The sequence below is a fragment of the Sphingobacterium multivorum genome (assembly GCF_900457465.1).
Classification (GTDB): domain Bacteria; phylum Bacteroidota; class Bacteroidia; order Sphingobacteriales; family Sphingobacteriaceae; genus Sphingobacterium; species Sphingobacterium multivorum.
This window is the reverse complement of the sequence record NZ_UAUU01000011.1, coordinates 144,114-161,637: the sequence shown is the minus strand read 5'-3', so window position 1 is coordinate 161,637 and position 17,524 is coordinate 144,114. Positions and strand designations below refer to the sequence as shown.

At 39.6% G+C, this 17,524-nt stretch carries 14 protein-coding genes; 11 read left to right on the top strand and 3 right to left on the bottom strand.

Going from position 1 to position 17,524, the window contains the following annotated elements; translation table 11 throughout:
• Nucleotide 1: 1 nt before the first annotated feature.
• Nucleotides 2-1,084 carry an LTA synthase family protein gene (locus tag DTA23_RS29365; protein WP_256604189.1) on the bottom strand — a complete coding sequence of 361 codons (1,083 nt, stop codon included), beginning with the start codon at nt 1,082-1,084 and terminating at the stop codon, nt 2-4.
• A gap of 197 nt (nt 1,085-1,281) precedes the next feature.
• A complete protein-coding gene (locus tag DTA23_RS29360; protein ID WP_256604187.1) occupies nt 1,282-1,881 on the bottom strand; it encodes an LTA synthase family protein in 600 nt (199 codons plus the stop codon).
• A gap of 287 nt (nt 1,882-2,168) precedes the next feature.
• On the opposite strand from DTA23_RS29360, the gene DTA23_RS17620 reads away from it, so the two are divergent.
• From DTA23_RS17620 to tamL, 9 genes are all read left to right on the top strand, one after another.
• Nucleotides 2,169-4,805, top strand: coding sequence for a valine--tRNA ligase (locus tag DTA23_RS17620; protein ID WP_112375522.1), 2,637 nt, complete (start codon nt 2,169-2,171; stop codon nt 4,803-4,805).
• A gap of 475 nt (nt 4,806-5,280) precedes the next feature.
• Nucleotides 5,281-5,583 carry a DUF4342 domain-containing protein gene (locus DTA23_RS17615; RefSeq protein ID WP_112375521.1) on the top strand — a complete coding sequence of 101 codons (303 nt, stop codon included), beginning with the start codon at nt 5,281-5,283 and terminating at the stop codon, nt 5,581-5,583.
• A gap of 19 nt (nt 5,584-5,602) precedes the next feature.
• Complete coding sequence (locus DTA23_RS17610) at nt 5,603-5,977, top strand: MauE/DoxX family redox-associated membrane protein (RefSeq protein WP_070562952.1); 375 nt, start codon at nt 5,603-5,605, stop codon at nt 5,975-5,977.
• 377 nt (nt 5,978-6,354) lie between these two features.
• The gene (locus tag DTA23_RS29355; RefSeq protein ID WP_256604182.1) at nt 6,355-8,967 is read left to right on the top strand and encodes a DUF748 domain-containing protein; all 2,613 of its coding nucleotides are present in this window, start codon (nt 6,355-6,357) and stop codon (nt 8,965-8,967) included.
• Nucleotides 8,949-10,886: a translocation/assembly module TamB domain-containing protein gene (locus tag DTA23_RS29350; RefSeq protein WP_256604180.1), complete on the top strand. Its 1,938-nt coding sequence runs from the start codon at nt 8,949-8,951 to the stop codon at nt 10,884-10,886. The genes DTA23_RS29355 and DTA23_RS29350 overlap by 19 nt, the downstream gene beginning before the upstream one ends.
• Nucleotides 10,867-11,088, top strand: a complete 222-nt coding sequence (locus DTA23_RS29345) for a hypothetical protein (RefSeq protein WP_256604179.1) — start codon at nt 10,867-10,869, stop codon at nt 11,086-11,088. Before DTA23_RS29350 ends, DTA23_RS29345 begins: the two co-directional genes overlap by 20 nt.
• Nucleotides 11,079-11,333, top strand: a complete 255-nt coding sequence (locus tag DTA23_RS29340) for a hypothetical protein (protein ID WP_256604177.1) — start codon at nt 11,079-11,081, stop codon at nt 11,331-11,333. Before DTA23_RS29345 ends, DTA23_RS29340 begins: the two co-directional genes overlap by 10 nt.
• A complete protein-coding gene (locus DTA23_RS29335; RefSeq protein WP_256604175.1) occupies nt 11,330-11,578 on the top strand; it encodes a hypothetical protein in 249 nt (82 codons plus the stop codon). The genes DTA23_RS29340 and DTA23_RS29335 overlap by 4 nt, the downstream gene beginning before the upstream one ends.
• Before the next feature lie 49 nt (nt 11,579-11,627).
• Nucleotides 11,628-13,934 (top strand): translocation and assembly module lipoprotein TamL, encoded by a 2,307-nt coding sequence (tamL, locus tag DTA23_RS17600; protein WP_112375520.1) that lies wholly within the window; start codon nt 11,628-11,630, stop codon nt 13,932-13,934.
• A gap of 114 nt (nt 13,935-14,048) precedes the next feature.
• Here the strand turns inward: tamL and DTA23_RS17595 are convergent, their stop codons facing one another.
• On the bottom strand, nt 14,049-14,516 hold the full coding sequence (locus DTA23_RS17595; RefSeq protein WP_070569990.1) for a helix-turn-helix domain-containing protein: 468 nt from the start codon (nt 14,514-14,516) through the stop codon (nt 14,049-14,051).
• 69 nt (nt 14,517-14,585) lie between these two features.
• On the opposite strand from DTA23_RS17595, the gene DTA23_RS17590 reads away from it, so the two are divergent.
• Together DTA23_RS17590 and DTA23_RS17585 are read left to right on the top strand one after the other, a co-directional pair.
• Entirely contained in the window at nt 14,586-16,208 is a 1,623-nt protein-coding gene (locus DTA23_RS17590) for an ISL3 family transposase (protein ID WP_083296114.1), read from the top strand.
• Nucleotides 16,209-16,535: 327 nt separating this feature from the next.
• Nucleotides 16,536-17,474 carry a malate dehydrogenase gene (locus DTA23_RS17585; RefSeq protein WP_070562960.1) on the top strand — a complete coding sequence of 313 codons (939 nt, stop codon included), beginning with the start codon at nt 16,536-16,538 and terminating at the stop codon, nt 17,472-17,474.
• The last annotated feature ends 50 nt before the right edge of the window (nt 17,475-17,524 follow it).

Genomic DNA, 17,524 nt, shown 5'->3' with positions numbered 1-17,524 from the left:
TCTAATATTTTAAAAATTCACGATATACGTCTTGATAATACGCTTTACCGATATTCAATAAGCTGTCTGTTTTGCCAGCGGGATATTCCTTATTGGACCTATAATTAATAATCCGTCCTACATTATCAAAAGAAACAGCCTGTTGAGGTGTGATCACTCCAAAGGCATCTTTGGAATTATAGAACGCTATTTGAGGTGTCGTCGGATTAAAAAGATCCCGGCTCCAATGATAACGATCTGTAGGAAGTTTCAGTTGTGTCAATAAGGTAGTCGCCAAATCCGTTTGATTGCCGATTCTATTGAATATTTTCCCACGATATTCAGGTTTGATCACATCACCGAAAAAGATCAGCGGAATATGAAAGCGATTGGGGTGAAATAGCTCCCATTTTTCTGAAGGAAGGCGATGTCCATGATCAGCCACAATTACGAAAAGGGTATTTTTATACCAAGCTTCCTTTTTGGCTTTATTGATAAAATCAAAAACAGCTGAATCCGTATAGTTTGCCGTACTTCGGAATTTATCCGCATTGGTAGCATTGCCAAATTTATAGCCGTGTTTTAACTCAAATGGTTCGTGATTAATTAAGGTAAAGATCGTCGAAAAGAAAGGTTGTTTTTCTTTTTTAAAATCCTTGATCATCTGATTAAAGACGACATGGTCATAGACACCCCATGAGGCACGTTCTGCATCCAATCCAAAATTGGCGTTATCCACCACCCTAGACATCCCATGCGTCAGCATATACGATTTAAAATTGTAAAACTCGCTCTGACCACCATGATAAAATGATGTTTCATAGCCGGCATGATCGAACTCCTGTCCAATGGCAGGCATATTTTCATGTTTGTCGATATACTTGATAATACTCTCGGGTCCTTGTGCCGGAAAACCGCTCAACACCGCTACCATGCCCTTATCGGATCGATCAGCAGCAGAATAAATATGGTCAAACAAAATACCGCCTTTAATCAATTCTTCCATGTGTGGCGTAATTCCCTTTTCCCCGCCAAGAGACTGAATGAGATCGCCAACAAAGCTTTCCAGCATGATAATAACGACATTCGGACGAGTCGTTGACAATACCTCAACGGCAGAATCAGGTTGGCTTTGAAAGGCGGGTCGTAGCTTGTCCTGAATATCCTTCTGATCCGCGTAATAATTATAGGGGTTTTTCAGTTTGGTACTTTCGGCAAAGAAATCCCGTAAAAAAGACCATTGTGTATTGACTGCTGCATGGTTGTAAAATGTTTCCTCGGAATAATAGGCCTTACTGGGGTTTAACGTCGCTCTTCCGTAACCACCACGGATAAACGTGAAAAGTACAAAAACTCCGATCGCCAGTTTGAGAAAATTACTGACAGGAGACTTGAGATTGAAAAAGAGACTTTTTTAAACATCCAACGGTACAGAAAATAACCGCAGAATATACCGATCAACATCCCAACGATGGGGAGAAACACCGGCGTGGATTCAGCCGAAGCGACGGCACCCGAAGGCGAAGCAAAAAATGCATCTATGGCACGTTTAGAAATCTTGTCGCCCCACTCCCGATAAATATTGACATTGATAAAACTTGTCACAAAGAACAATACCAGGACGATAATGGTATAAATATCGAGGATCAGTCTTTTGGGTTTCAGTTTTGGAAAGAAACTTAATAGGCAATACACCAGAAATGGTAATGCACAGATATAGGAGACTGCAGAAAAATCCAGATTCAGACCATGGTAATAAATCCTGAAAATTTCTGTGAAATTAGAAAAACCTATCTTCTCAAAAAAAGCAATAACAAAAATCAATCTATCTATAAAACAGATAATTAACCAGAACAGAAAATACTGTGTTAAAGCTCTAAGCTCATTAGCAAATCGTTGCATCCCTTCGTGTAAAAATAAAACAGGCAAATTTACATTAATTTACATGAAATACGGGCTAATTACTTAGTAATATGAAGAAAAGATTAAAAAAGTATAAATCTTACGTTATGCTTTACCTAACTGCAATAACCGCCTCTTCTGCTTAGGAGGATCCTCATTAAACGTATTGCTTAGCCATTATTCATAACTTCTTTTTGTTTGAGAACAAGATCAATGGATTACTAAGGAAAATAACATAGAATTCCTTACTTTTGTGTTCCTTAAAAGTTTGAATACAAAAATTTAAAATGAGCATAGCGAAAACTTACAATCCAAAAGAAGCTGAAGAAAAATGGTACAGCTATTGGAAAGCGAATGGATTTTTCCGTTCCACCCCGGACGAACGTGAACCTTACACGATTGTGATGCCCCCTCCGAATGTCACGGGAGTATTGCACATGGGGCATATGCTGAATAATACCATTCAAGACGTTTTGATTCGCCGGGCACGTATGCAGGGGAAAAACGCTTGTTGGGTACCGGGGACCGATCACGCCTCCATTGCCACTGAAGCTAAGGTCGTCGCTATGTTGAAAGAACAAGGAATTGATAAACGATCTTTATCTCGTGAAGATTTCTTAAAACATGCTTGGGAATGGAAGGAAAAATACGGTGGTATTATTCTAAAACAGCTCGAAAAACTTGGCGCTTCCTGTGACTGGGATCGTACACGTTTTACCATGGATCCAGAATTATACCAATCTGTTATCCGTGTATTCGTCGATCTATATCATAAAGGATTAATCTATCGTGGTTACCGCATGGTCAACTGGGATCCTGAAGCAAAAACAAATATCTCAGACGAAGAGGTTATTTATAAAGAGAAAAACGGCAAATTATACCACTTGAAATATCAGGTTGAGGGAACAGATCAATACATTGTTGTGGCGACTACCCGTCCTGAAACCATCTTTGGTGACACAGCCGTGTGTATCAATCCCAATGATGAACGCTATACCTGGTTAAAAGGAAAGCAAGTCATTGTGCCGATCGTTGGCAGAAAGGTGAACATCATCGAAGATGAATATGTCGATTTGGAGTTTGGTACTGGATGCCTTAAAGTTACTCCAGCACACGATGTGAACGACTATGCACTAGGTAAAAAGCACAACCTGGAATTTGTCGACATCTTTACCGACGAAGCAAAACTAAACGACAATGGCCTGCATTACGCAGGTATGGATCGTTTTAAAGTACGTAAAGAAATCGAGAAAGAGCTTGAGGAAAAAGGGTTATTGGAGCAAGTTGAAAACTATACCAATAATGTTGGAACTTCAGAGCGAACAGGTGCTGTTATAGAGCCAAAAATCTCCAATCAATGGTTCCTAAAGATGGAAGATCTTGCAAAACCGGCATTGGATAATGTGATGAATGATACCATTAAATTTCATCCGACAAAATTCAAAAATATCTACCGCAACTGGATGGAGAATGTTACCGATTGGAACATTTCAAGACAATTGTGGTGGGGACATCAGATACCGGCGTATTTCTATGGCGACGGAAACGAAGACTTTGTGGTTGCACAAACGGTTGAAGAGGCCCTTGTTCTAGCGCAAGAAAAATCAGGTAATACAGCGCTTCAATTGACCGATCTACGTCAAGATGAGGATGTGCTTGATACTTGGTTTTCAGCTTGGCTATGGCCAATTTCAGTTTTCAATGGCATCAACGAACCAGAAAATGCAGAAATTAATTACTATTACCCTACGCAAGATTTAGTCACTGCTCCGGATATTATCTTCTTTTGGGTAGCACGTATGATCGTTTCGGGCTATGAATTCCGTGGACAATTGCCTTTTGAAAATGTTTATTTCACAGGTATTGTACGGGACAAACTGGGCCGCAAAATGTCTAAATCACTGGGCAACTCTCCCGATCCGATAGATTTGATGAACGAATATGGTGCAGATGCAACGCGGATGGGCATGTTATTGACTGCTCCAGCAGGTAACGACCTTCCTTTTGATGTAGAACTTTGTGTACAGGGCCGTAATTTTGCCAATAAAATCTGGAATGCCTTCCGCTTGGTTAAAGGTTGGGAAATTACTGCTACTCCGGCTTCAGATTCAGATAAGATTTCAGCATCTTGGTTTGAGGCAAGGTTAAATCAAGCCTTGGTCGATATCGAAGAAAACTTCAAACACTATCGTTTATCAGATGCATTGATGACAACCTACAAATTGGTATGGGATGACTTCTGTGCTTGGTACCTTGAATTAGTGAAACCGGCTTATGGCTCCCCTATTTCTAGTGAAACCTTAGAGACAGTAAAATCTTTTTTCCAACGTATACTCACTTTAGTACACCCTTTCATGCCTTTCTTGACAGAAGAATTGTGGCACGACGAACTGTTCGGTGTGAAAGACGAGAAAGATTGCATTATCGTCGCCGCTTATCCGACAGCAACTGATTTTGATGAGCAGCTTATCAAAGATTTCGCTGTCGCTCAGCAAATTATTTCGGAAGTTCGCAATATCCGCAATTCTAAAGGTATCTCCCCTAAAGTAGCATTGCCATTGGCTATCAATCAACAATCAGATATCAATTTAGCACAATATATTGACATCATTACCAAAATTGCAAACTTGGAAGGCGTAACTTTTGTTTCTGAGAAAGTAGCCGGAGCCGCAAGTTTCCTTGCTGGCAAAGACGAATGTTATGTTACTTTGGAGAACAATATTGATGCGGATGCTGAACGTGAACGTATTGCCAAAGAATTGGAATACCTAAAAGGTTTCCTTGTATCTGTAGACAAAAAGCTTTCCAATGAGCGGTTTGTGCAAAATGCTAAACCTGAAATTGTTGAAAACGAAAAAAGTAAAAAGGCAGATGCCGAAGCAAAGATTAAAATTCTTGAAGAAAGCTTAATAGCATTGGGCTAAGACCTATGCAATAGAGCTAATAAATTTTGTAAAAAGTCCCGTGCGCTGCGCGGGACTTTTTTTATGTTTCAAGATAATCAAATTCGAAGATCCTTCGGTGCTTCTTCGGTGCTTGTTCGGTACTTCTTCGGAGCTTATTCGGTCGCAACCGAATAAGCTCCGTCCTATATCCGTATCATTTACGTTAAATAATCGTGTAAATGATGAAGTCGGTTCCTAGGTTTTACACACCGAAAATCCGGTTTCTGCAAAATGCTAAACAGGCGGTTCAAGAGAATTTCGGTTGGCCATTCACAGGTAATATATATGTTAAGGATGCACGATATAAACTTGTAAAGTAAAAATGCAACATGAAGTTCTCCCGTTTAAACAGTGCACTTTATAATTGCTCAGCAACAAACAATGCAATTAACTTTATACGGATTCCTGTAAAAAAATGAATAACTTTATAAGAGCGAACTTAAATTATAGCATTATGGGATTCAAAGAAACATTTCAGATTAACGGTGAAAACCTTTTACAGAAAATCAAGGAAATCATTGCCGAGGGCAATGTGAGCAAAATCAGCATTGCGGACAAACATGGTAAAGAAATCATGAGTTTTCCGGTGACTATCGGCGCAATAGGCTTGATCTTAGCACCTGTTTTTGCAGCAATTGGTGCTGTCGCAGCATTGCTTACAGAATGTACCATCACTGTAGAACGAAATACAAACAAGGAAGAAAAAAATGACGAGGATAACAATACTGATCCGCCAACAACGATAACAGTAAAATAATGAACTAAAATTGACCGTTATGAAGATTTTTAAAAATATACTTTGCATTTTATTTGCCTTGCTTTTCATCAATGCGGGGCTAGATAAGCTTTTTCATTATATGCCTACGCCACCTATGGATATGGACATGAAAAAGGTATTTGAGGCTTTTGCTACGATAAAATGGTTAATGCCACTAGTCGGAATTATCGAACTCCTGAGTGGTTTACTGTTTATTTTTCCAAAGACAAGAACTTTAGGTGCATTAGTCATCTTTCCAATACTCATTGGCATTTTTACCCACAATATGATTTTTTACAGCCAACTGGGATTAATTATTTGGGCCGTACTTTTCATTATATGGCTATGGGTGGTATTTGAAAACTGGGGCAAGTATAAAAAATTGATGGAATAATTGCCTTATCTTCCCCAAAACAACTATTCGACAGAATACTACATGTATTAATTACCTATTTTTTTGACAAATTAATAGGTATTTAATGCTTTTATTAACATAAAATTAAAAAACAAAAAACTTTGTACGGCTAGAATGGTTTGGTCAATTATTTGATGTGTTTTTAGAACAGCCCCGAAGATATAATGACTTTATATAAGGGAAATTAGAAACTGTCTAATATCTGCTAGCAGGTATAACACAGAAATTAAACTTGCATTTACAGGCAAATTTATCTTAGTTTGCTGAAATAGTGGCGATATATGTTAATATCTGTAAACTTAGCAAACTTTTTTCCGTTTTAATTTTTATTAATAGATACTTAATCAAATAATACGTTGAACAGATTTACCCGAATTGCTTTTAAAACAATATTGTGGATTATTGGAGTCATCATTGCGCTGGCTATTCTTATTGTATTTTTAATCAGAATACCTGCCGTTCAGAATTATATTGCCGGAAAAGTAACGCAATATGTAGAAGGCAAAATTGGTACCCCTGTTAAAATTGGCTACATTAATATTGATTTTCCTAAAAAACTGGTATTGGAGGATATCTATTTAGCCGACCAAAGTAAAGATACCTTAGTAGCAGGAAAAAGCATTGCTGTTGATATCAATATGCTCAAGCTGTTGAAAAACACAGTTGAAATACAGCGTCTCGAAGCAGAAGGAATCACTGCAAAAATTCGACGTACATTGCCGGACAGTTCGTTCAACTTTGATTATATTGTTAAAGCTTTCGCTTCCCAAAAAGAAAGCACAGCAACTGCAGACAGCAGTTCAGCCCTCCTATTTAACCTCGATAAAGTCAAATTTGACAAATTTCATATTGTTTATGCCGATGACGTCATTGGAACAAGTGCCGATGTTTACCTGAACAGCCTAAATACCAATATCAAAAAGTTCGACCTCACAAAAAACATGGCCTTCAATCTTCCAAAAGTGAAAATAGATGGTCTGAGCGCCACAGTGAAACAATGGCGGCCGATTAAGGACGGTACAGCTCCCTCGGTCGAAGACTTTGGCATTACGGATAAAACCGCACAAACAACCGCCTTGCTTCCCGATGTCGGTATACAGATCGCATACCTGACGAATATCTTAGTACGCTACGAGGATCAGTCTAGCCTGTTGAACACCAAATTTTATATTAAGAACCTCCATGCGGACATTAACAAGATCGACCTTAACAAAGAACTTGTCGATATTCAGACGATCAATCTTGACGGTTCAGACAATACTGTGCTCTTTGGAAAGATCCAGAAAAAAGTAAACGCAGCAGCGAAAAACACCGCGGATACAACCAAAATAAACTGGGTTGTTTCTGCCAAAGAAATCCAGATCAATAAAACAAGCTTAGCTTATAGAGACGATAATCAGGCTCGTATGAAAGGCTTTGATTACTTCAACATTAAGATCCCTGGGATGAAAACCAGTTTAAATGATCTTTACTACAGTGCCGATTCCATCAGTGGATCACTCAAAGAACTTGTAGCCTCCGATCAATCGGGGTTTGTGATCAAGCAATTGAAGGGGGATTTTAAGTATACAAATACCGGTGCGGAGATCAAAAATCTATATGCAGAGACGCCACGCACTCTGCTGCGTGATTACTTAAAAATAACTTATCCTTCTTTGGATGTTATCGCTAAAAAACCAGAACTGATCTACGTCAATGCAACCATCAAAAAGAGCCGTGTCGATATGCGCGATATCTACTATTTCGCTCCTTTTTTGGACACCATGCAGGTGATGAAACCGTTGATGGACAAAAAATTTAATATTGATGGTCGCGTTGTCGGGAAGTTAAATGACCTCAATATTCCGGCAATTGATTTTCAAACCCTGTCCAACACACGTGTCATTGCAAGTCTACATTTAAAGGGGCTACCCAATGTCGATAAAATGTCCATGGATCTTAATTTAAAAAAATTGACTACAGGACGTTCGGATATCGAAAAGCTGGTTTCAAAGAAAATGTTGCCGAGCGGAATAGAATTACCCAATACAATCGGACTTACCGGAACTTTTAAAGGCGGAATGAATGCGTTTAACACCAATCTTTCGTTGGTAACAGAGAAAGGGACGGCCAAATTTAATGGTAAAGTAGGCATGATAGGCCGCGATACAACCTATGATGCTTTCGTCAGTATTCGTGATTTTGACATTGGTAAGATCATGAAAATGGACAGTACGTTAGGCATACTTTCCTTTGAAGGGAAAATTAAGGGTCATGGAACAGATCCCAAGAAGCTTGTCGCCAACTTTGATGGCAAAGTAAATCGGATGGATGCCATGGGCTATCGCTACCAGAATATCGATATGAATCTTACAGCAGACAAAGGGGACATAAAAGCCGCTGTCGTCAGCCCTGATCCAAATATCCAATTGAAGTTAAATGCGACAGCCAATATGAAATCCAAGTATCCACAGGTGGATTTTGAGCTTATGGTAGACACTATCAATCTTAAAAAGTTAAAATTGATGGATGACGAGTTCAAATACCATGGTAAACTCGTTGGAAATTTCAGTTCAGCCGATCCAAATTTTTTGAACGGAGAAGCACACATTACCAATTCATCCATTGTTTACAATGATGCTTATTACTCGCTAGACAGTATATCACTAATTGCAAAAGCGGATACTAGCCGCAACTTGCTACTTTTAAAATCGGACTTTTTAAACGCCCATTTGGTCGGAAAATACAAAATTCTAGAATTGCAGAATGCCGTTCAAGACATCTTACAGGTATATTACCAACCAGGCAAAGCTGTTAAAGTGCCCAAATACGAACCACAGAACATCGAGTTTTCGGCCCAATTGACGCGAACTAAGTTTATCAAAGATTTCTTGCCAGAACTGACAGAGATGTCGGATATCACATTGGATGGTATGTTTAACAGTCCAATCAAAAAACGATTCTCGCCAAGTTGGATGCACCGAAAATAATCTATAATGGCACTGAAATCAATAACGTTACTTTGGATATCAATACCCTCGACAGTACACTGTATTACTCGGCATTGATCAATAAAATCAAGGTAAGCAATATTGAACTGGTGAATACCGTATTCAGTGGTAAAGTCATCCAAAACAATTTGGATTTCGGTCTCTGGATAAAAGACAAGAAAGAGAAAGAGCAGTATCATTTGGGTGCCAATATGCGCGTTGATAATGGCGCATTCGTTTTTAGCCTACTTCAGGACGGCCTTATGCTGAACTACGACAAGTGGACGATAAATCCAAACAATGTACTCAAATTTGGAAGCACAGGTATTCAGGCCAATGATTTTATCTTAAGTAATAAAGGACAGGAGCTGAGCATATCATCGCAGGATAGTGTGCTCAATTCGCCGCTTAACATTGCATTTAAGAATTTCCGCATTGAGACATTAAGTAAAATGCTTGAAAGTGAAACAGTCGATCTTGGCGGCGGCATTAATGGCCAGGCAACGATATCACGCCTAGAAAGCAGCCCTGTATTTGTTTCTGATCTTGTGATCGATAAATTTTATATTGGAAAAGATACCGTTGGTAATGTCAATATAAAAGTGAATAATCAAAAAGAAAACACCTATAATGCGAATATCAGTATCAGTGAAAATGGCAATAATGTCGTATTAAGTGGTGATTTTATCAGTCCTCCCCAGGGAGAGGCAAGCCTGGATTTCACTTTAGATATTGCACCGCTTTCTATGCAGACGGTTCAGGCATTTAGTCTGGGCTATCTAAAAGACTCGAAGGGAAACTTGGAAGGCCAGTTAAAAATAACAGGATCGCCATCCAAACCCCGCATTAACGGCGATGTTAAGTTTAAAGATGCTCAGTTCAATATTGCTATGTTGAATGCACTATTCAAAGCGAAAGATGAAACCATTCATTTGGATGAAAGAGGCATTACTTTCCCAAAATTTGCATTGGAAGACAAAAAAGGAAATATTGCCAAGGTAACGGGATCCATAGAAACCAAAACATATACTGATTTTGATTTCAATCTCAATGTCAATACCGACAATTTTGAGGTACTCAATTCAACACAAAGCGACAACGACATGTTTTATGGTAAAATGTACCTTATGTCGAACCTGCGCATTCGGGGGAATCTGGATAAGCCTATCGTTGATGGGACAATCAAGGTGTTAGATGATACGGACTTTACCTTTGTTATGCCAAACGAGGATCCTGGGATGGCCGATCGTAAAGGTGTTGTCGAATTTGTTGATAAGAGTGATACAACAAGAGCCAATGTATTTGCAAAATTAGATTCTATGACTGTTACCCGATTGACGGGAATCGACGTAGATCTAAATCTTCAAACCGATAAGGACGCCAAATTTAAGATCCTCTTGGATGCTGGTTCACAGGATGCACTGAATATCCAGGGTGAAGCGGAACTGAACGCCGGTATTGATGCAAGTAGCAAAATTACCTTGTCAGGTACATTTACAGTAGACAAAGGAAGTTATTCCTTCAGTTTTGGCCCCGTGAAAAAGGATTTTACATTCCGAAAAGGAAGTACCATCACTTGGAATGGAGATCCCTTGGATGCGCAGCTAAATATCACGGCAGCATACACAACCAAAGCACCAACCCTCGAACTTGTAGCGACGCAGCTGGGGTCGGAAAACGCTAATTTGTACAAGCAGCGGATTCCTTTCAATGTCTTACTGAAGATTACAGACAAACTGTTCCAACCGCAACTAAATTTTGATATCGACTTGGACGAAAACAACTCGGTTGTTTCGCAAGATGTGATTAGCAAGGTTAATAATGCTTTGACCACCTTACGTGAAAATCCGTCTGAGCTGAACAAACAGGTCTTTTCCACTGATTGTTTTGGGGCGCTTTATGTCGACCAATCCATTTGAGAGTTTATCCGGTGGCGGCGGTACGGAAGCCATTGTCAGAAATAGCATCAGTTCGTTCCTGAGCGGTCAATTGAACCGCCTTGCCTCCGAGCTTATCACCGGAGTAGAGCTGGACTTCAACCTAACTTCGGAAGAAGATTACGCTACTGGAGCTGGCCAGACCCGAACAGATCTGAATTCGGCGTGTCTAAAATGCTTTTAAATGACCGTTTAAAAATTACCGTTGGCTCTAATTTTGAAGTTGAAGGAAATACACGTCCGGGAGAAACAGCCAACAACATTGCTGGAGATATCCAATTGGATTACCAACTTTCGCAAGATGGCCGCTATTTTGCGCGGGTATATCGTAAAAATCAATATCAGGTTACACTCCAAGGTCAATATGTAGAAACGGGTATCGATTTATCATCAATATGGATTACAACCGATTTAAGGAGATCTGGATGAGTTCGAAAAAACTCAAAGAGTATTACGACACCAATAGCAAGGGTTTCAGAAAACGTTTCGATGTAGAACGTATGGAAACCGATTCAGTCTATCGCGACAGTGTACGCACCGTTATCCGAGATAGTTTGATGACCCATAGTCCTGAATACAGAAAGCGTATGGAGGAAAGAGAAAAAGAGAGACGTAAGCAACAGCTGGACTCAACGAAACGTACGCCGAAAGCGATAGTCCAAAATCAACTATAGATACCATCAGAACGACAGCTATAAAAAATGAGATGAGGAAAGGAATTACATGCAAACTAAACTGAAGTATATTGTGGGAATAGTTTCATGCGCTGCATTCATAGCATCCTGCTCTTCCACCAAGAATCTAAAAGAAGGGGAAAGCTTATATGTCAAGGGCAATGTAATAGTCGATTCGGACACGATATCCAAAGAAAATAAGGAAAAGATTGCGACTCATTTAGAAGCTGCACTGATGCCAAAGCCCAACAAACGTTTGGCCGGCGTGCCATTCAAGCTCTATTTCAACAATATGGCCGGGGACTCTGCGGGGAATAACATCATTAAAAAATTCCTCAAGAAGATCGGTGAAGAACCAGTACTATTGAGCGACGTCAATCGCGAATATAATGAAAACCTATTGCGCAATCGTCTGGAGAATTTTGGATTCTTCAATGCGGAAGTGAAATCGGACACCTTAGTTGAAGACAAAAAAGCAACCATTAATTATACAGCCAAGCCTAATCTGATCTACCGAATCAGATCTGTTCAATTCGACATCGACAGCACAACACAGTTGGGTAAAGATATCCGTTCGAGCTCGGATAAAAGCCTCTTGCAAGTGGGTAAGAATTACAGTTTAGATGTTATCCTCAATGAGCGCGACCGCATCGACAATGACCTCAAAAATAGAGGGTATTATTATTTCAGTCCCGATTACATCCTAGTTCAGGTAGACAGTTCGCATCGGAACAACAAAGTCGATATGTATGTTACGGTGAAAAAGGAGACACCGGCACAGGCAAGGGTACCGTCCAAGATCAATAAAATCTACATTTTCCCGAACTACACGGAAACAAGCTCCGGTTATCAGCGATCCACCCGCAATGCGGAACTATATGATAGCAGTTACTATTTTATAGACCGCCAGCATCTGTATAGAAAGCCTGTGATCGCGAATCATATCTTCTTCCATCCAGGCGACGTCTATAACCGTAATGCCCACAATCAAACCATCAGCCACCTGGTGAATCTCAATAGCTGGAAGTTTGTCAAAAATAACTTTGTCGACAGCAAAGAAGTCCCCAACGCACTGGACGTCTACTACTACTTAACTCCATTGCCCAAGAAATCACTCCGTGTGGAACTTTTAGGAAAAATGGCCTCAGTATACAATGGTACCGAGGTCAATGTCAACTGGACTTTACGCAACGCATTTAAAGGCGCGGAGCAGTTGAGTTTTAATGTATTCGGTGGTTATGAAACCCAGACCGGTGGGTCGGCTGACCTCAATTCGAGTTATTACCGTTACGGGATGGAGGCTACACTGACTTTTCCACGGATATTGTCCCCTTTTGGACGGATTTCACCGACACGGCGTTTTATCCCGAAGACTTACGTCAAAGGACGGTATGAATTTTTAAATCGCCGCAAAGCATATACCTTAAATTCCATCGCATTGGATTACGGTTATATCTGGCAGGAGTCTGAGGAGAAGCAGCACGATCTTGCTTTAATGGAGATTACCTATGTCCAGCCTAAAGGGATCTCAGAAAACTATCAAAAACAAATGGATACCATTCCGGCGTTAAGGCATGCAATAGATCCACAATTTACGATTGGCCCAAATTACAACTTTACGTTTCAAAATACGATGAAGCAGCATTTGAAAAATACCTTTTATTTCAAAGGCAACTTGGACCTCTCGGGGAATATACTCGGATTAATAAAGGGAGCAGATTTCAATAAAGGGAAAACCTTCAAATTGTTCGATGCGTATTTTTCCCAATACATCAAGATCAGTGGCGATGGAAGACATTATCTCAAATTGTCGGAGAATTCGCAGCTTGCCTCGCGGGTCAGTCTGGGCTTAAGTTATTCGTATGGCAACTCGCGGTCACTCCCCTATTTAAAACAATATTATGTGGGTGGACCTAACAGTATCCGTGCTTTTGGTGCTCGTGCAATTGGTCCCGGAACAGTTGCCCCTGAAAAATTAAGCAATGGGCTTTTCTATGCAGACCAAACCGGTGACATCAAATTAGAGCTGAATACCGAATATAGAGCCAAATTAGCGGGCTTTGTTCATTGGGCAGCGTTCATTGATGCGGGGAATGTGTGGTTGCAACGGGATGACGTCAACAAGCCCGGCGGTAAATTCAGCAAGAACTTTTTGAATGAATTAGCTGTTGGCGGTGGCGCTGGATTACGCTTCGACTTTACTTTTCTGATCATACGTACGGATATGTCAATACCTTTCCGCATCCCGTATCTTCCCAAAGGAGAACGTTGGGTATTTAAGGATATCGACTTTGGAAGTTCAAGATGGAGAAAGGATAATTTGATGTTTAATTTAGCCATCGGTTATCCATTCTAGGATTTAAAATTTGATTTACACGATAAAAAAAACAGGCTTGAACGAATTTCAGGCCTGTTTTCTTGGGGGGTATTCCAGGTTCTTCGTCAATTTTGGTGAAAGTACGTTAAATAATTACACTTTATAAACTAAACCTTTTTTCTTTTCAAACACAATTCCAACCTTTTCGAGCAAGTTATAGACTTGTGCCTTTTGATATGCTAAGCCATATTCTTTATCAATCCATTGAGCCAAAAGAGGGCCTGTCCACTTTACTGATTGATATCCATGATCCGAGGGTTTTTCGTTTATGACCAAGTTTTTGATTCTTTCGAGTTGTTCGTTTGATAAATTGCTCCGTCTACCGCGCCCTTTCTTATCTTTTAATCCTTCAATACCTTCTTTTTCAAATCTATGAACCCAATTTGTTATCTGCTTGAAGCTGATATTATGTAGTTCAGACAACCGTCTGCTCGAATAGCCTAATGCAACAAGATATACCATGTATAGCCTTATACCAACGGTATAAGCATCATTTGTATTTAATAATTTCTTTATCTCTGTTGCGTCTGATCGCTGAATTTGTAAGACTGATTTTCCCACTGTAATTTATTTTTTCTAAACAACAAATATATAAATTATTATGTGTAATTTAATATTATACTTTTAGTTATGATTCCAGAATTTGTACTTCCTCCCAATTTACAGTTAAAAGCTGAAACAACGTACACCTCTCTAGGAGAGCTTTATATTAGTACGTACGCTTATCAAAAACACTCAACATGCCCTATTTGTGGCATTACGAGTGATAGGGTTCATAGTAGATATTTCCGAACTCTTTTAGACCTTCCTGTTTCCGGATATTTAGTAAAAATCAAGCTCAGGGCTAGGAAGTATTTTTGTGATAATTCAGTCTGTCATCGAAAGGTTTTTACTGAACGCTTCGATTGTGAAATCAGGCCATATTATAGAAGAATGATTCGTTCAAATGAACTTCTTTTTAAAATGGGGCTTGAATTGGGAGGAAATAGAGGTTCAGCAATTAGTCGCTATGTTGGACTGCCGGTTAGCTCCTCCACTATGTTAAGAGTGATTCAGGGAGTAGATATACAACCTAAGGCTTTGACATCTGGGGTAATTGGCGTAGATGATTGGGCATTCAAAAAAGGAAGTACCTACGGAACCGTTATTGTGGATTTAGAACGGAAAGAAGTGATAGATTTACTTCCGGATCGTGAATCGGATACGCTGGCAGAGTGGCTGAAGAATCATCCAGAAATAAAAGTAGTATCCAGAGATCGCTATGGCCCATATGCTTTGGGTATAAAAACAGGGGCCCCTGATGCCATTCAGGTAGCCGACCGCTTTCACCTAATTATGAACTTAGGGGAAGCAGCTAAAAAAGTCTTACAATCAAAAGCAAAAGAATTGAAGGAAATATTTAAGCTTTATAATGATCCCAAAAGAAAAGAACCTACATTAACGGAAGTTACCGGGCCTGTTGAAGCAAATTTAGAAGTTCTAGCAACGATTTCTACAGCAAACATTGGTGCACATAAACAATATCTATTCGACAAGGTTAAAGAGCTATATGCCAATGGTATTACGCTGAGACAAATTGCCAGAATTACAAACCTGGATCGAAAAACAGTCGCAAGGTATGTATCCGTGGAAAAACTTGAGAAAAGACAGTCCAGAAACTCCACCAACCTGGAATCCTTCATTAATTATCTTTTGAGCGAAGAGAACCACGGAAAAACATATAGAGAACTACATAACACTATTGTTCAGATGGGATTCAATGGTAAGTATACCCAGTTTTGCCACAAGATGAATGAAGTTTATAATATGCCGGGGCTTAGTAGAATGAAATATAAGGCGCAGGTGGTGGTAGCAAAAACTTGGTCGCCAACCAAATTATCCTTAATGCTCTATAGGGAGTCAAAACACCTTAAGGAAGATGATAAAGAATTTTTAGAATTATTATTTGAAAAGCTTCCTCAAATAAAACAACTGGAGCAGTTGATAAAGGACTTTAAACAATTGTTTCTTATCAAGAAAGAAGGAATGTTACAAAAATGGATTCAGGAGGCATCAACATCAGAGTGCGGGCTTAAAAATTTCGCTAAAAACCTTTTAAGGGACTATGAAGCAGTGAATAATGCAGTAGTAAGAACAGTAAGTAACGGCCAGGTTGAGGGACAAGTGAATCGAATAAAAAATATAAAAAGAAAAATGTACGGAAGGGCAGGATTTCAGCTATTGAGGAAAATGATACTTGCAAAATCAGCATAATTCACCAAAATTGACGAAGAACCGTATTCCATCAGAATCATACCCTTTGGACACTATCATTATGCATTATTCGTTCAATGGCATTTGCCTTCTTATCGATTATGTCAAAAAACAAGTTATTCCCACGAAATACATTGATTTACTAACAATAATTGATTAAATTCAAGAATTATTTATTAATCCACATCAATGCACATGAAATATCCATGTAAAGAATACGCGCATTCGTGAAGAGAGACTGGATATTTTATACGGCATAGAAAACCGCCGAAGGCAGCATGAATTCTTAAGCGGAAATTAGCTCATGAATAAACAAATAATTTACATATGAAAGTAACTATTGTTGGTGCCGGTGCTGTAGGAGCAACTACAGCGGACAATTTAATCCGTCGAAATGTCGCCGAAGAGATTGTATTATTGGATATTAAAGAAGGATTTGCGGAAGGTAAAGCGCAAGATATGGCACAAACTGCCGCCTTGTTGGGTTTTGAATCAAAAATCAAGGGAGTAACCAATGACTATCTGTCCACTGCAGGTTCTACCGTTGCCGTCATTACGTCGGGAATTCCACGTAAACCCGGAATGACGCGCGAAGAACTAATTGGCACAAATGCGAATATTGTCAAGTCTGTGGTGGAGAACCTGGTAAAATATTCTCCGGATATTATCATTGTCATCGTTTCCAATCCCATGGACACCATGACTTACCTGGCACTTAAATCAAGTGGATTACCAAAAAATAGAATCATTGGAATGGGGGGCACATTGGATTCAGCCCGATTCAAATATCAACTGAGCGAAAAACTGAATGCTTCTGCGGCCGATCTCAATGCCATTGTCATTGGCGGCCACGGAGATACAACGATGATTCCACTTATCAAGCACTCCACGTGGAACAGTATTCCAGTCACTGATTTCCTTACCCCGGAAGAGCAGGACGAAATTGTACACAAAACGATGGTTGGTGGCGCAACCCTAACCAGTCTAATCGGGACCTCAGCCTGGTATGCTCCAGGAGCCGCAACAGCCGCAGTGGTCGAAAGTATCGTGCGTGATCAAAACAAGTTATTTACTGCATCCGTTTACCTCGAAGGTGAATTTGGCCAAGAAGATATTAATCTTGGCGTACCGGTTATCATTAATAAAAAAGGATGGGATCGGATTGTCCCCCTTCAGCTGGATGAAGAGGACAAAGAAAAATTCAGTAAAAGTGCAGAAGCAGTGCGTACAATGAATGATGTATTAAAAGAAATAAAAGCGCTGTAGCGCATAAACTATAAAAAGGTGAAAGGCTGTTATTCTTCAAATAACAGCTT

What these genes read in the sequence shown, in the direction of transcription:
- DTA23_RS29360 (WP_256604187.1), bottom strand. Translation starts at nt 1,881, where the DNA reads ATGCAACGATTTGCTAATGAGCTTAGAGCTTTAACACAGTATTTTCTG.
- DTA23_RS17620 (WP_112375522.1), top strand. Translation starts at nt 2,169, where the DNA reads ATGAGCATAGCGAAAACTTACAATCCAAAAGAAGCTGAAGAAAAATGG.
- DTA23_RS17615 (WP_112375521.1), top strand. Translation starts at nt 5,281, where the DNA reads ATGGGATTCAAAGAAACATTTCAGATTAACGGTGAAAACCTTTTACAG.
- DTA23_RS17610 (WP_070562952.1), top strand. Translation starts at nt 5,603, where the DNA reads ATGAAGATTTTTAAAAATATACTTTGCATTTTATTTGCCTTGCTTTTC.
- DTA23_RS29345 (WP_256604179.1), top strand. Translation starts at nt 10,867, where the DNA reads ATGTCGACCAATCCATTTGAGAGTTTATCCGGTGGCGGCGGTACGGAA.
- DTA23_RS29340 (WP_256604177.1), top strand. Translation starts at nt 11,079, where the DNA reads ATGCTTTTAAATGACCGTTTAAAAATTACCGTTGGCTCTAATTTTGAA.
- DTA23_RS29335 (WP_256604175.1), top strand. Translation starts at nt 11,330, where the DNA reads ATGAGTTCGAAAAAACTCAAAGAGTATTACGACACCAATAGCAAGGGT.
- tamL (WP_112375520.1), top strand. Translation starts at nt 11,628, where the DNA reads ATGCAAACTAAACTGAAGTATATTGTGGGAATAGTTTCATGCGCTGCA.
- DTA23_RS17590 (WP_083296114.1), top strand. Translation starts at nt 14,586, where the DNA reads ATGATTCCAGAATTTGTACTTCCTCCCAATTTACAGTTAAAAGCTGAA.
- DTA23_RS17585 (WP_070562960.1), top strand. Translation starts at nt 16,536, where the DNA reads ATGAAAGTAACTATTGTTGGTGCCGGTGCTGTAGGAGCAACTACAGCG.